Source organism: Bilophila sp., assembly GCF_057864385.1.
The window spans coordinates 24,511-37,823 of record NZ_DBMAFI010000003.1 but is presented as its reverse complement, the minus strand read 5'-3'; the positions used below and the strand labels follow the sequence as shown (position 1 = coordinate 37,823).

12 protein-coding genes are annotated in these 13,313 nt (G+C 61.0%); 2 read left to right on the top strand and 10 right to left on the bottom strand.

The genetic code is table 11. The annotated features are described in order from the left end of the window. Window positions 1-782 precede the first annotated feature (782 nt). Entirely contained in the window at window positions 783-1,019 is a 237-nt protein-coding gene (locus ACZM8Y_RS01420) for a hypothetical protein (RefSeq protein WP_479859393.1), read from the top strand. 504 nt (window positions 1,020-1,523) lie between these two features. Here ACZM8Y_RS01420 and ACZM8Y_RS01415 read toward each other — a convergent pair. From ACZM8Y_RS01415 to ACZM8Y_RS01395, 5 genes are all read right to left on the bottom strand, one after another. Beyond that, complete coding sequence (locus ACZM8Y_RS01415; RefSeq protein WP_483971602.1) at window positions 1,524-1,673, bottom strand: hypothetical protein; 150 nt, start codon at window positions 1,671-1,673, stop codon at window positions 1,524-1,526. An 80-nt stretch (window positions 1,674-1,753) separates the two neighbouring features. Next, a complete protein-coding gene (locus ACZM8Y_RS01410; RefSeq protein WP_489501512.1) occupies window positions 1,754-3,544 on the bottom strand; it encodes an FAD-dependent oxidoreductase in 1,791 nt (596 codons plus the stop codon). Next, entirely contained in the window at window positions 3,475-4,038 is a 564-nt protein-coding gene (gene ahpC / locus ACZM8Y_RS01405; RefSeq protein WP_308772284.1) for an alkyl hydroperoxide reductase subunit C, read from the bottom strand. The genes ACZM8Y_RS01410 and ahpC overlap by 70 nt, the downstream gene beginning before the upstream one ends. A 1,027-nt stretch (window positions 4,039-5,065) precedes the next feature. After that, window positions 5,066-6,673: a GGDEF domain-containing protein gene (locus tag ACZM8Y_RS01400; RefSeq protein ID WP_487480168.1), complete on the bottom strand. Its 1,608-nt coding sequence runs from the start codon at window positions 6,671-6,673 to the stop codon at window positions 5,066-5,068. 8 nt (window positions 6,674-6,681) lie between these two features. Continuing rightward, window positions 6,682-7,719: a substrate-binding periplasmic protein gene (locus tag ACZM8Y_RS01395; RefSeq protein ID WP_482333919.1), complete on the bottom strand. Its 1,038-nt coding sequence runs from the start codon at window positions 7,717-7,719 to the stop codon at window positions 6,682-6,684. 168 nt (window positions 7,720-7,887) lie between these two features. Here ACZM8Y_RS01395 and ACZM8Y_RS01390 point away from each other — a divergent pair, with 168 nt between their 5' ends. Further along, window positions 7,888-8,205, top strand: a complete 318-nt coding sequence (locus tag ACZM8Y_RS01390) for a hypothetical protein (RefSeq protein ID WP_489501511.1) — start codon at window positions 7,888-7,890, stop codon at window positions 8,203-8,205. A 907-nt stretch (window positions 8,206-9,112) separates the two neighbouring features. On the opposite strand, the gene ACZM8Y_RS01385 is transcribed toward ACZM8Y_RS01390, so the two are convergent. From ACZM8Y_RS01385 to ACZM8Y_RS01365, 5 genes are all read right to left on the bottom strand, one after another. Further along, entirely contained in the window at window positions 9,113-9,256 is a 144-nt protein-coding gene (locus ACZM8Y_RS01385) for a hypothetical protein (RefSeq protein WP_482333915.1), read from the bottom strand. Between the two features lie 165 nt (window positions 9,257-9,421). Beyond that, a complete protein-coding gene (locus tag ACZM8Y_RS01380; protein ID WP_308771683.1) occupies window positions 9,422-10,024 on the bottom strand; it encodes a TetR/AcrR family transcriptional regulator in 603 nt (200 codons plus the stop codon). An 8-nt stretch (window positions 10,025-10,032) separates the two neighbouring features. Then, window positions 10,033-11,556 carry a DHA2 family efflux MFS transporter permease subunit gene (locus tag ACZM8Y_RS01375; protein WP_302552644.1) on the bottom strand — a complete coding sequence of 508 codons (1,524 nt, stop codon included), beginning with the start codon at window positions 11,554-11,556 and terminating at the stop codon, window positions 10,033-10,035. Next, on the bottom strand, window positions 11,553-12,779 hold the full coding sequence (locus tag ACZM8Y_RS01370; RefSeq protein WP_482333910.1) for an EmrA/EmrK family multidrug efflux transporter periplasmic adaptor subunit: 1,227 nt from the start codon (window positions 12,777-12,779) through the stop codon (window positions 11,553-11,555). Before ACZM8Y_RS01370 ends, ACZM8Y_RS01375 begins: the two co-directional genes overlap by 4 nt. Before the next feature lie 92 nt (window positions 12,780-12,871). Beyond that, on the bottom strand, window positions 12,872-13,120 hold the full coding sequence (locus ACZM8Y_RS01365; protein ID WP_479858750.1) for a hypothetical protein: 249 nt from the start codon (window positions 13,118-13,120) through the stop codon (window positions 12,872-12,874). Window positions 13,121-13,313 lie beyond the last annotated feature (193 nt).

The following is a 13,313-nucleotide window of genomic DNA, read 5'->3' as shown; positions in this document are numbered from 1 at the left end:
AGTTTCAAAGGAATAACCAGCAAAATGCCTTAGCCATAGGTTTCGCCAAGGGGAAAACAGGAGAAATAGGCTGTATTTTCACCACACTGTGGGATGAAACAACCGCATACTATGACAGAGCCATTTTTTATAGGTCCCGTCAGTGCATACGGTTGTTTCATCCCCAGAACATGCTGAAAATACGGCCTTTTTCTCCCGTTTTCCCGGTGGGGCTTGAGAAGCATATCATTGGTCATTCATTTGGAATTTCAAGAAATAAATCGGCAGCCGTTTCCTCTGGAACGGCCTTTTCAACGCATATGGACGGACATTTTGAGCGTCCATTGTATAGGTCAAAGAGACGGGAAATTGTGAGCGTCCATTTTTGCTTATTAATGTAGTCTGTTGTCATTATGAAGGGGTAAAATTGACACTGACATAATAAAAAAGGCCCTGTCATGGTATGTGGTTGTCTCATCTCCACAGCACGGTGAACATACGGCCTTTTTCTCCAATTTTCCCTTTGGCGGACTTCATAGTTGAGGCATTTTGTTGATTATTCCCTTGGAACTTCAAGGAAAAAGGCCTCAGCCATTTTCTATGGCACAGCCTAAAAAAATTCTATGTCTCGGTTTGTGCGGCGTGCGCTCCCCGCATCACGCTTCTCCCATACGCAATACGCGTTTTGGGAAGCCGCCCAGCGGGGGGCCTTCTTTCTCTAAGGCTCTGTCAGAGCATCTGGTTGTTTTATATCTGCAATATGCTGAAAATACAGTTTTTTTAATTTTTCACTGATGGGCTTCATGGTTGGGGGCATCTTATTGGCTATTCCTTTGGAATTTCAAGAAATAAAGTATCGACCGTTTTCTATGGCACGGCCTTCCCTAAAAGGCCGCAATGTCCATTTCCCCGGCGGCAAGCAGGGCTCTGCAAAAAGGCCGCAGGGAACCGTTGCTGCTGGCTTGCCGGAAGCCAAAGCCTTTGAGGAGAGGGACCGTCGGCATCTGCCCCGCCATGTTACCCAAAAGAAAACTTCATGAAAGAAAACCCTGTGCCGGAAAAGCACAGGGCAATGTGTGCAGCCTTGAAAAGAAAGGCTGTGTCATAGAAAACGGTTGATGCTTTTTTCCTTGAAATTCCAAGGGAATAACCAATAAAATCTCCCAATCACAGAGCCCACTAGCGGAAAATTTGAAAAAACATATAGTTTCAATATATTACTGAAACAAAACAGCCATGTACTATGACAGAGCCAAAAGAAAAGGCTGGCAAGCATGAAGGAGGAGAGGGGGGAGAAAGGGGCGTGCCCGCTGTTTTGGGGAAGGGGAACTTTTCAGCCCCCTTCCCCAAAACAGCCCTAGGTTCGCCTATGGAAAGGCTCTGTCATAGTATGCGGTTGTTTCATCCAACAGTGTGGTGAAAATACAGCCTTTTTCTCCAGTTTTCCCCTTGGCGAAACCTATGGCTAAGGCATTTTGCTGGCTATTCCTTTGAAACTTCAAGGAAAAAACATCAACCATTTTCTATGACACAGCCTATGGAAATTACCCGGCGTGCCCGGCCTCCAGTTCCGCCAGCAATTCCGGCAGTTGGGCAAGCGTCTTTTTGCCGAATGCCGTCTTCGCCTTGTTGATGATGAGGCAAGGCACGCTCATGATCTTGTACCGTTCCCGCAGTTCCGGGAAGAGGTTCACATCGTAGGCCTTGGCTTGTCACCAGCGGGTTTGAGGCGGCGATTTTCTGCGCCGCCATTCCAGTTCCGGGCACATGGAAATCACCCGGCGTGCCCGGCCTCCGGTTCCGCCAGCAATTCCAGCAGTTGGGCGAGCGTCTTTTTGCCGAACGCCACCTTCGTCTTGTTGATGATGAGGCAAGGCACGCTCATGATCTTGTACCGTTCCCGCAGTTCCGGGAAGAGGTTCACATCGTAGGCCTTGGCTGTCACCAGCGGGTTTGAGGCGGCGATTTTCTGCGCCGCCATCACCAGTTCCGGGCACATGGTGCAGGTCAGGGAAACCACGATTTGCAGCTCCAGCGGCCTGCCGATGGCGGCGATGGCCTCGGCAAGGGCCGGATCGATGCTCTGGCCGGGGCCCGCCGCGTTGTACAGGCCCACGATGAACGAATTGAACTCATGCCCGCCGGGGACGCCGTGGAAGGCAATGCCGGTATCGTTCCCGTCCGCCCGAAAAAACCGCACGCAGGGGCGTTCCGGCCCGTCAGACGGCGGCGTCCACTCCACGGTCAGCTTATCCGTCAACGCCGCGAGCTCCAGGAGCATCCGGCGCAGATCTTCCGAAACCGGGCGTCCGTCCGGTTCCGCCTTCAGGGTGAGCGGGCTTTCCATCCGGGTGAAGACGCCCGCAAGCTGTTCCCGCTGTTCCGCCGTGAGGAACCCGTCCCCTGCACCGCGGGCATTTCCCGAAGGGGCTTTCGGGGCGCCGGAAGCCGCGGCTGCCGGGCCTTGCGGATGCGGCTCGCGCGGGGCCGCCCCATTGTGCCCCGTATCGGCGGCTTCCGGGCGCTGCGGGCGCAGCCCCGTCCTGCGCTGCATGTCCGCCGCATAGCGTTCGATGGCGGTGGCGGCAACGGCCCCGTCCGAGACGGCGGTGACCACTTGGCGCAGCCGCTTGTCGCACACGTCCCCGGCGGCGTAGATCCCTTCCGTCCGCGTCCGTTGTTCCCTGTCGGTAACGATATTGCCCCGCTCGGTCAGCTCCGCAAGCCCTTCGGCAAGCCGCGAGGCCGGTTCGTACCCGGCGAAGACGAATACTCCGAAGCTCTCGCCCTCAGGCGGCGCATACGTTTCCTGCCGCCCGGTCACGGTGTCGCGGAACACGGCGCGGCGCAGGGCCGTGTCGCCTTCCACCGCTTCCAGGACGGTATTGAAGCGCACCCGGACGGATTCGTGGGCCAACACCTGTTCGGCGATGCTTTCGGCGCAGGACAGCGTGCCCCGGCGCACGAGCATGGTCACGGAGCGGGCGTAGCGGGTGAGGTACATGGCTTCCTCGGCGGCGGCGAACCCGCCGCCCACCACAAACACGTCCCTGCCCGTAAAGAACCCGCCGTCGCATGTGGCGCAGTAGGCCACGCCCCGGCCCCGGAACGCCTCCTCGCCTTCAAAGCCCACCTTGCGGGGATGGGCCCCGGTGGAGAGCAGCACGGCGAAGCACCGGAAAGCCCCCCGGCTCGTGCGCACGATGCGGAAATCCCCGTCCACGTCGATCCCCTGCGCTTCGGCCAGCAGGAATTCCGCGCCGAAATGCCGGGCCTGACGGCGCATCGCCTCGGTGAGCGAATGGCCGTCAATCCTTTCCACGCCGGGATAATTCACCACTTCGGCGGTGAGGGCTATCTGCCCGCCGAAGGCGTCCTTTTCCACGACAAGCACCCTGTACCGGGCGCGGGCAAGGTAGAGGGCGGCGGCAAGCCCTGCCGGGCCGCCCCCCACCACCACGGCGTCGTACAGATCCGCAGTCCGGGCGGCGTCCATTACAGCAGGCCCACGAGGTCGAGGCTGGGCTTCAGGGTTTCCGCGCCGGGCCGCCACTTGGCGGGGCATACCTGATCGCCGTGCGAGGCCACGAACTGGGAAGCCTGCACCCGGCGGAACAGTTCGTCCGCGTTGCGGCCCACGTTCCCGGCGATGACCTCGTAAGCCACGATGCGGCCTTCGGGGTTGATGATGAAGCTGCCCCGTTCGGCCATGCCTTCCGATTCGATCATCACGTCGAAATCCCTGGCCAGCGCGCCGGTGGGATCCGCGAGCATGGGGTATTTGATTTTCTGTATGGTCTTCGAGGCATCGTGCCACGCCTTGTGGACGAAATGGCTGTCGCACGAAACCGAATAGACCTCGCATCCAATGGACTTGAAATCTTCATATTTTTCGGCGAGATCCTCAAGCTCGGTGGGGCACACGAACGTAAAGTCCGCCGGATAGAAGAAAAACACGGCCCATTTCCCAAGGATATCGGCCTTGGTCACGGTCTTGAAGGCGTTGTCCTGAAAAGCCTGAACGCTGAATTCGCTTACTTCCTTATTGATCAGCGACATAACGATCTCCTTTGGTTTTTGTTGGCGTCCCCGCACGGCCATGCCGCCGTGCCCTACTAATTGAATACGAAATTCATTACCATTTAGAATTCCTTTGTCAAGGCCGCAGGGACATGGTTTTCCTGAGCGCGCCCGCCCGTCACATGCCCCGGCCCTTCACGCCAGTACCGCATTTCCCCGCAAGGATACATTACTTTTTCGTCCCATCCCCACCCGTGCCGCACCCCCGCGCCGTATGGGGCCTTGCCGCGGGCCTTCGCCCATCCGTGCGGCGGCCTGAAAAAATTCAGCCTGTCCGGTTTGGGCCTCCGCCGTATCTGACGGAGCCCTCCCGCGCCCCCCGATGCGCTGCAAAGCCCGCTCCCAGACATCCCCTGTGCCGTATATGCCCAAGCGCTTTGAAACAGGGGCTCCTGCCCTCGCACCTTCCCCAGCAGCGCCACGGAATTTTTTTCCGGGGCTTTTCTTTGGCTGTGTCATAGAAAATGGTTGATGCTTTTTTCCCTGAAGTTCCAAAGGATTAACCGATAAAATGTCTTAGCCGTAGATCCCGCCAAGGGGAAAAACGGAGAAAAGGCTGTATTTTCACCGCACTGTGGAGGTGAAACAACCACATACTATAAACAGAGTCTTTCTTTCAGGGGGCAAGTGTGCGGCGTGCATCCACATCATCATAAAGGCAGGTCTGATAGAGGCTGGCTGGAGGTTCGCCTGAACAGGGGCTGTTTTATCGGATGCCCCGCCTCACCGTGATTCGCGCATAGATGGGAAGGAGGTTCCACAGTGTGCCCCTCATCTTGATAGGGAGGAAAAAGATTGGGAATGGATGCCTTCCTGAATATGCCGCTGAGAGGGGCAACCGTGCCCATTCCCCCGCGCAAGACGATCAAGCTCAGGGTATCCAAGGAGCTCAAGGAAGCGATGGGGGCTTCCGAAACCGTGCGCACGGGCGGGGCCGATGGTGCCCAATAGCCCCGCCGATCCCCGCTGATCCGGGTCGATGCGGGCCTGCCGGGATCGGAAGGGCTCACTCCCCGAAAAGGGCGATCCGGTTCCTGCCGGACGTCTTGGCTCTATAGAGCGCTTGATCCGCGTGGGCCAGCACTTCGCAGATGTCCTGATCGTCCCCGGACGGGCGGTGCGCGATGCCGATGCTGACGGTGAGCCTGCCCGTCTGGGAATCGGGATGGGGAAGGTTCAGCGCGGCCACTTCCTCCAAAATGCGCTGAGCCACGGTCATGGCCGAATACTGCCCGCCCCCGGCCAGGATGGTGGTGAACTCTTCGCCGCCGTACCGGAATATCCTGTCGGAATTTCGCAGGAGCGCCTTCTGCGTGGCCTGCGCCACGGCTTTGAGGGCGGCGTCCCCGGCCTGATGCCCAAACCGATCGTTGTAGTTCTTGAAAAAGTCGAGGTCGAGCATCAGCAGGGCGAGCGGCGTGCGCGCCGGGATGCGTTCCATCGTCTCCTCAAGCGCCCGGCGGTTGTACACGCCGGTCAGCGCATCCCGGAAGCTGAGGTCGGCATACTGATCCCGCTCCTGCGCGAGCTGCCCGGAACGGGTATTCAGTTCGTCCATATGGCGGCTGATGTCCGGCAACACGTCGAGCACGTCCTGCAATTCCCGGATGCGCACGCGGGGGAGCTCCGAGATGGGGCGCCCGGAACGGATGGTGCGCAGCGCCTGGGAGAGCAGGGACAGGGGGCGGAGGATCTGAAGGTGGATGAGCAGCAGCGTGGCAAGCAGCCCGGCGAACACCGCGGCCCCCATGATCGGGAAGAGTTCCTCGATGCGTGAAACTTCCTCGTTGATGTGAGACATGCTCCGGTAAATCCATTCGGCCTCGTGGGTCGAAACGGCGTCGCTGAGTTCGCGCAGCTTGCCGTCAAGGGTGCCCCAGAGCTCTTTGGCTTCCGCCTGCCCGCGCGCGAGCTGCGCCCAACTGGAGGCGATGCCTTCCCAGCCCGCCCGGAATTCCGCGCAGTCCTTGAGCAGCGGCTGGTCAGGGGGCTCCGCCCGTTCCGCCTTGGCGCACATGCCCATCAGCGGGCGCAGGCTTTCCTGCAGGCCCTGCCTGTTGGCCGTGCCGCTTGCGAACTCCTTGCCCAGATGCCGCGCGCTGTGCCTGAGGGGATAGCCGTATTCTATCCCGCTTCGGATGAACAGCCGGCCGAGCACGTTTGAAAAAGAGATTTCCCCGTCATGAAGCCGATCCTCGGCCTGATGGTTTTGCTGCTTCAGCTCGATGAGGCGGAGGAGCTGGGGTTTGATTTCATTCATTTTGCTGGAGAAATCCAGCGACGTTTCCTCAAAGACGGACTCCGCGATCAGGGCTTGGGCGGTAATGCCCGCGTTCCGGCTGATGGTGGGGTCTGAGGAGCTGTACACCAGCGCAATGCTGCGGCGCATGTTTTCGACGTTGAGGAGCATCTGCTGCTTGGCGAGGACTTGCGGCAGATGGCTGTTGCTGGTGGAGAGCGCCAGGTTTTTGATCCGTTGAAGGTCACTGATGAAGATGAAGGAGACGAAGGCCAGCAGCGCCATCAGGGGTGCTGAGACGATGACGGGAAAAAGGTTGATGCCGATCTGCCGCTTTCTTCCCGGTTCCGCGTTTCGTGAAGGCTTGGAATGCATGGACGCGCTCAATAAATGCTGAAGGGGAAATATTTGCGCACGATGCGGTCGTAATCGCCGTTCAGTTTGATATGGACGATGGCTTCGTTGAGGGCGTCCACCAATTCGGGAGCGCCTTTCCTGACGCCGATGTGGGCATAGGCGAGGTCTGCGTCCGGCGGGAGGGGGTCATCCAGTATGGCGAAAGGCTGCCCGCGCTCGCTCTGGAGGAATTCATACCCGGACAGCCCATCCACGAGGATGGCGTCCAGCCCCCCGGCGCAGAAGGCTTCAAGGAGCTGTTCATAGGCGGGGAAATGGATAAGCTCAACCACGTCGGCCCAGTGCCTCTGGAGGAAAATCTCCTGCTGCGTATGCTCCTGGACGCCGATGCGCTTCCCCTTCAGCCCTTCGGGGCTGATTTCCACGCTGTTCGGAAGCCCCAGATAGATGGAACGGGAGTGGTAGTAGCTGTTGGTGAAATCCATGTACGCCTGCCGCTGTTCGTTTTGGGCAAGCCCGGCGACGATCAGGTCAAGCTCGTCCCCACGCATCTTCTCGAACAGGGCGCCGAAGGGCAGCGGCTTGATCGTGCAGGAACGGCGCATGGCTTTGCACAGAGCCTCAGCGACTTCGGGGTCGAACCCGGCCTGTCCGCCTTCTATGGGAAAGGAAAAGGGCGCATAATCGTCTTCCACGCCGATGCGGAGGGTTTCCTCGGCCCCGCCGCGCGCCGGGAAGCCCGCGGACAGCAGCGCGAGGAGGAGCACAGCCAGCAGGACGGGCCGGAGCGGGGAAGGAAAAGACGGTATCATGATCTTCAAAGGAAACTCTCTTGGGGGGCGGTCCCTGCAAGGTTCCCGTTTCTCGGCGGGGAACACGGGACGCTTCACTGTGATGCTCTCGTTTTCAAAGGGGAAAAGGCGTTCCTCAGAACTTGTTGCGGGAAGCCCCGGCAGGCTGATCGGAAAACGGCGGGACGCTGGCCCCGGAGAACCGGGGATCAGCCGCACGGCGGAACCGGCGGCGGGCACCCTCAGCCCCTGGCCCCGCGCGGTACGCGGCATCAGGATCCGATGGATGGGGCAGGCCGCTTTTCCCAATGCGCGGCCTACCCTTTTCTAAAGGATATTCCGGCCCGTTGCAATCAGTGCTTGGGGAGGAATAACGATTTATTGCGAGGAAGAATACCGTGTTATGAGAAAACATGGAGAAGGCCGGAAAAGGCGCGGGGGATGTTTTGGGGCCGCCGTTTTTCGGCGGCAGCGGCCCGGAATTGGTATATCCCTATAAAATTATATGGGATCGCGATCCCCACCCGTACCGGGTGCGCCATGGCCCCATCGGGGTTCCGCCTGCGGCATGGCGATCCCCGCCTATGCGGGAAGAGCCGTGCCCATGCGGGAGGTGCCGTCAAGGAATCCGACGACTGCGCCGATCAGGACAGCGCTCCCCGCCCGTACGGGAAGTGCTTCGGCTTTACGTCCGGGGTTCCTGCGGGTTCCCTGCAATCCCCGCCCGTGCGGAAAGTGTCCGGCGGACGGTGGGCGTAGGGAACGGAGGAATCAGGAGGCAGAGGGCGGCCTCCGGTGTTCCTTCCGCAATCCTGCGGCACAGCCTGAGATGGCTTTGGCGGCCTGTATGTTGTTGGAAAGCCTTCCGTATACCCTGCGATGCGGCCCCTGTTTTGGGCGTGCCCGTTCCCGGCTCCGCATAGGGCACCGGATTGCCACCCGGCTGGGGCACAAGGCCGGACGGCGGGAGTAGGGAGCGGAGGCATCAGGAGGCAGAGGGCGGCCTCCGGTGTTCCTTCCGCAATCCTGCGGCACAGCCTGAGATGGCTTTGACGGCTTGTATGTTTTTGGAAAGCCTTCCGCACACCCTGCGATGCAGCCCCCTGTTTTTGGGTGTGCCCGTTCCCTGCTCCGCACAGGGCACAGGATTACCACCCGGCTGGGGCACAAGGCTGGACGGTGGGGGAACGGGGTGGCGCATCACATGGAGGGACGGCAGACAGGACGTGGGCGCTTGTTGATGCCGCAGAAATATATCACATAATCATTTTTATTATGTTAATTTTATGCTGTTTTATACCATGAAAAACAGCGGAATCCTTGCCGCAAAGCCGTAAAACATACGCGGCCCTTTGCGGGCGCTTGTAACGCGCCACAGGAAAAACCAATCAGTGTCCATTGTTGCAAGAAAAACAAAGCCCACCCGTCTTGAAAGCGGGCGGGCCTTGGGGCCAGAAGGTACTGAGGGGAGGGGCCGCTGTCTATTCCGCGAAAGACTTCCGGCGCAACCGGGGAAAAGCGTAGCCGCCCCCATAATGGGAATTACTTGCTTATAAATACATGATAGTCTGTTAGAGATCTACAATTTGTTGGCTTTCAAAGCTGGCGGCGGAAAAAGGGATGCCGCCCAAACGCCCTGCTGCATTTCCGGTGTGACCTACCGAATTTACTTACTAAACATCGCGTAGAAGGCCGCACGGCGGCCCACCGCGCGCAGGGCCACGGCCCAGAGAGGGCATTTTCCGGTGGCGTGCGTATCCGCCATGTTATGGACAACAACCGCCCGCCCGGAGAAGCCGCGCCTGATCATGCCCGAAGCCCCCGCGCGTTGTTTAATACCCTTTACCCAGAGGGGCGACATCGGCAGGTCGGGTCACGGGCCGCGATCCTGTGCTAACACTCGCGCGGAGGGGCCACACTCCAACCGCAAGCTCCAAATGGCCACTCAAAAGGAACCGCCCGCACGAGGCCGCCCTTATTTTTCCGGCAGGATGATGTCGAGATAGGCGATATACAGCTCCTTTACGTCGAGCGGGGCCTTGTCCCTGAACATCCCCTGCCAGAGCAACCCCTGCATGATCGGGGAAACGAGAAGCTGCGGGAACTGCTGGAGCGCCGGGTGGGGGTGCTCATGCGCGGCGAGGCGCAGGTTTTCCCGATGCAGTTCGAGGAGCGGGACGATCAGGCCGTGGTAGAACGGGGTGACGAGCTTGGGGTTGTGCAGCCCCTCGGCCCATACCAGCCTGATGATCCGCGCCGTCCGCGAACAGCCTTGCTCATCCAGCATCGGCCCGCAGAAGCGGATCAGCTTTTCGCGCAGGGTCAGGGCCTTATCTTCAAGGATCTCCTGAGCCAGCTCGTGCATGGGTGCGAACGCCGATTCCGTGAGGCCGTTGAACAGCCCCTCCTTATCCCCAAAATGCAGGTACAGCGTGCCCTTGGCGACCCCGGCACGCCGGGCGATGTCTTCCATGCGCGCCCCGGCGTACCCCTTGGCGGCAAATTCCTCCAGCGCGGCGTCGAGGATGGCCTCCCGGCGCGCCTCCGTCTTTTTCCGGCATTTCGATTGCTGTGCCATGCGCCCGCCTACCGGGTTTTCTTGTTGATGGGAACGGACAGCCAGACCAGCCCGGCCAGCCCGATGAAGGCTATGGACGCCAGCCAGAACAGTTCGTTGAATCCGAGCAGGAACCCTTGCCGCGTGATTTCGTTGGCGACCCATGCCTTCGCCTGTTCCGGCGACAGGCCCATCTGCGCGAGCTGGCTGAGCCCGTGCTGCGCCGCCGGGTTGAACGGGGTGATGGACTCGGTGAGTCGGACGTGGTGCAGGGCTTCCTGCCGTTCCCACATGGTGGTGGCGAGGGACGACCCGATGGAGCCCGCCAGCACGCGGATGCAGTTGAAGAGGCTGGAGGCGTTGGCGATGTCCTTGGCGTCGAGCCCTGAAATGATGATGCTCGTAAGCGGCATGAAGAACATGGCCACGCCGATCCCCTGCACGACCTGCGGCCAGAGGACGAAGAAGAAATCGACGTCCGGGGAAAACAGGGTGCGCATGTAGAAGGCCGCTGCGAAAACCAGAAAGCTCATGGTGACGATGATCCGCATGTCGATGCGCTGTGCGAACCGGCCGATGAGCGGCGAGAGGAAGACCGGGAAAATCCCGATGGGCGCGAGGGAAAGCCCGGCCCACATGGAGGTGTAGCCGAGCCGCGTCTGGAGCATCATGGGCACCATGACCACCCCCGCGAAATAAAACAGGAACCCAAGGCTGATGCAGGTTGTGCCCACGGTAAAGTTGCGGTGCCGGAACAGGGAGAGGTCAACCACGGGGTGCTCTTCGGTGAGCTCCCACGCCACGAGGAGCACCAGCCCCACCACCGTGAGGATGCCGAGGAACACGATGTAGCCGGAGGCGAACCAGTCCTTGTCCTTGCCCTCGTCGAGCATGAGCTGGAGGCAGCCCACGCCGATGATGAGCAGGATCAGCCCCACGGTGTCGATGGGGTTCTTGGCGGTGGGCGTCTCGCGCCCCGCCATAGGGATGCGCAGCGCGACGAGGCATACGGCCCCCACGGGCACGTTGACGAAAAAGATCCAGTTCCACGTATAGTTGTCGCAGATGTACCCGCCGAGGATCGGCCCAAGGATGGGCGCGAGCACGATGGTCATGGACCACAGGGAAAGGGCTATGCCGCGCTTCTCGCTGGGGTAGCAGGCCAGCAGGAGGCTCTGGGAAAGCGGGATGAGCGGCCCGGCGGCGGCCCCCTGCAAAATGCGGCAGATGATGAGCATCCCAAGGCTGTTGGCTATGCCGCACAGGAACGAGGCCACGACGAACAGGAACGTGGACCAGAAATACAGCCGCACCTCGCCCATGCGCCGGGCGAACCAGCCGGTGAGCGGGATGGCGATGGCGTTGGCGACCCCGAAGAAGGTGATGACCCACGTCCCCTGTGAAGACGCCACGCCGAGGTTGCCCGCGATGGTGGGCAGGGCGACGTTGGCGATGGTGGAGTCGAGCACGGTCATCGCCGTGATCACCGAAATCCCGATGGTTGCGGCGGCGAGCATCCCGCCCTGAAGCGGCGGCAGGGGCTGGGCGCTCATGGCTTGTCCGGGATGGGGCAGACGCCGGGCAGGGCGTTGTCCCGGATGATGCCGTCAATGGTCGCCTCGACCGGGGCGAAATCGACGGCGGGGGCCTGCGAGACGAGATCGCTGGGCACGGGTTCGGTGCGGGCGGCAGCGGCGAGGAGCCGCCCCGACGTGTCGGACGTGTCCACCTTCACCACGGCGGACAGGCCTACCAGCAGGGGGTGTTCCCTGAGGTCGGCGGGATCGATTTCAATGCGCACGGGCACGCGCTGGACGATCTTGATCCAGTTGCCGGTGGCGTTCTGGGGCGGCAGGAGGGAGAAGGCGCTGCCCGTCCCGGCGGAGAACCCGGTCACGCGGCCATGATAGGTGACGTCGCCGCCGTACATATCCACGCGGATCACGGCGGGCTGGCCGATGCGCATCTTATGAAGCTGGACTTCCTTGAAATTGGCGTCGATCCAGAGGCGGTGGAGGGGGATCACGGTCATGAGCGGTGTGCCGGGCGATACGACTTCTCCTGCCTGCACGCTGCGCTTGGCGATCTGCCCGGCGGCGGGGCTCAGGACGGTGGTGCGCTGGAGCGCGAGCCAGCAGTCGCGCACGTTGGCGGCGGCCTGACGCACGGCGGGCTGTTCGGCAAGCCCGGTATCCAGCAGCACGGCGGCAAGCGCGTTGCGTTCCTCTTCGGCGGCGGCGAGGGCTACGGCGGCGTTCTCGCGGGCGTCGCGGGCGTGCTTCAGCTCTTCCGCGCCGATGGCGTTTGCCCTGCCCAGCGCCTCGCGCCGGGCCAGGTTGTCGGCCTTCTGGCGCAGATCCACCCGGCGCATGCGGATGGCGGCCTCGGTTTCCCTGAGCTGCGCCTGAAGGCGGCAGGTATCGCGCACCGCCGAGGCCAGCGCCACAAGGGAACGCTCATAGGCAAGGCGGGCGTCCACGGGATCGATGCGCACGAGCCCCTGCCCGGCGGCGACCATGTCGTTGTCGTCCACATCCACGGCGACGACCTTGCCGCTCACCTGCGGCATGATGCGCAGCACGTTGCCGGCGACATAGGCGTCGTCCGTGCTTTCCTCAAAACGCAGGAACAGATACCACCACGCGCCCGCGCCTATCCCCGCAAGCAGGAACAGCAAAAGCAGGAAGCCGATGAGCGGGCCCCTGCGGGGGCGTTTGCGCCGCTGCTGGGCCTTGTCGTCATCTGGGGTCATGGAGAGGTTTTCGTCTGTCGTCATGAGAGGCTCCCGTGCAGCGCATGGTTCCCTGATCGGCCGTTCTTTTCACAGATTAGAATATTTAGAATAAAACAAAAACTGACCAGTCAGTTTTATACCACGCCCAGCGCACCGTCAATCGGTTTTTGGCGCACGGGCCGCCGCCCCGTGGCGGCAACCCCGGATGGCGGGGAATCCCGCGAACAGGGAGAAGGCTGGACAAGCGGCAACAGCTTGCTTGCTATAGCAGGAGAACCCCCGCGAGCGGGAAAGGCCGACCTACAGCACGGCCCGCTCAGGAGGCACAGAACCATCATGGCGGAACCGGGCGAGGCGTTCCGGGCCAGTGGCTTGCTGAACATGAAAAATAGCAGGCATGGGAGAGTCCCGCGAGCAGGGGGAGAGCCGAAAATCCTTATTCTTAAGAATGGCATTGAGGAGGAGAACCCTCGCGAGCGAGGTAAAGCTGGACAAGCGGCAACAGCTTTCTTGCTGTAGCAGAAGAACCCCCGCGAGTGGGGTGAAGGCTCCTCCCAAGATTTTTGTATGGGGCAA

Bases quoted from the DNA above. Each gene is read 5' to 3' on its own strand.
- ACZM8Y_RS01420 (WP_479859393.1), top strand. From the start codon at position 783: ATGGTTGGGGGCATCTTATTGGCTATTCCTTTGGAATTTCAAGAAATA.
- ACZM8Y_RS01410 (WP_489501512.1), bottom strand. From the start codon at position 3,544: ATGCCCCGCCAAGTGGCGGCCCGGCGCGGAAACCCTGAAGCCCAGCCT.
- ahpC (WP_308772284.1), bottom strand. From the start codon at position 4,038: ATGTCGCTGATCAATAAGGAAGTAAGCGAATTCAGCGTTCAGGCTTTT.
- ACZM8Y_RS01400 (WP_487480168.1), bottom strand. From the start codon at position 6,673: ATGCATTCCAAGCCTTCACGAAACGCGGAACCGGGAAGAAAGCGGCAG.
- ACZM8Y_RS01395 (WP_482333919.1), bottom strand. From the start codon at position 7,719: ATGCCGCGTACCGCGCGGGGCCAGGGGCTGAGGGTGCCCGCCGCCGGT.
- ACZM8Y_RS01390 (WP_489501511.1), top strand. From the start codon at position 7,888: ATGTTTTGGGGCCGCCGTTTTTCGGCGGCAGCGGCCCGGAATTGGTAT.
- ACZM8Y_RS01385 (WP_482333915.1), bottom strand. From the start codon at position 9,256: ATGATCAGGCGCGGCTTCTCCGGGCGGGCGGTTGTTGTCCATAACATG.
- ACZM8Y_RS01380 (WP_308771683.1), bottom strand. From the start codon at position 10,024: ATGGCACAGCAATCGAAATGCCGGAAAAAGACGGAGGCGCGCCGGGAG.
- ACZM8Y_RS01375 (WP_302552644.1), bottom strand. From the start codon at position 11,556: ATGAGCGCCCAGCCCCTGCCGCCGCTTCAGGGCGGGATGCTCGCCGCC.
- ACZM8Y_RS01370 (WP_482333910.1), bottom strand. From the start codon at position 12,779: ATGACGACAGACGAAAACCTCTCCATGACCCCAGATGACGACAAGGCC.
- ACZM8Y_RS01365 (WP_479858750.1), bottom strand. From the start codon at position 13,120: ATGTTCAGCAAGCCACTGGCCCGGAACGCCTCGCCCGGTTCCGCCATG.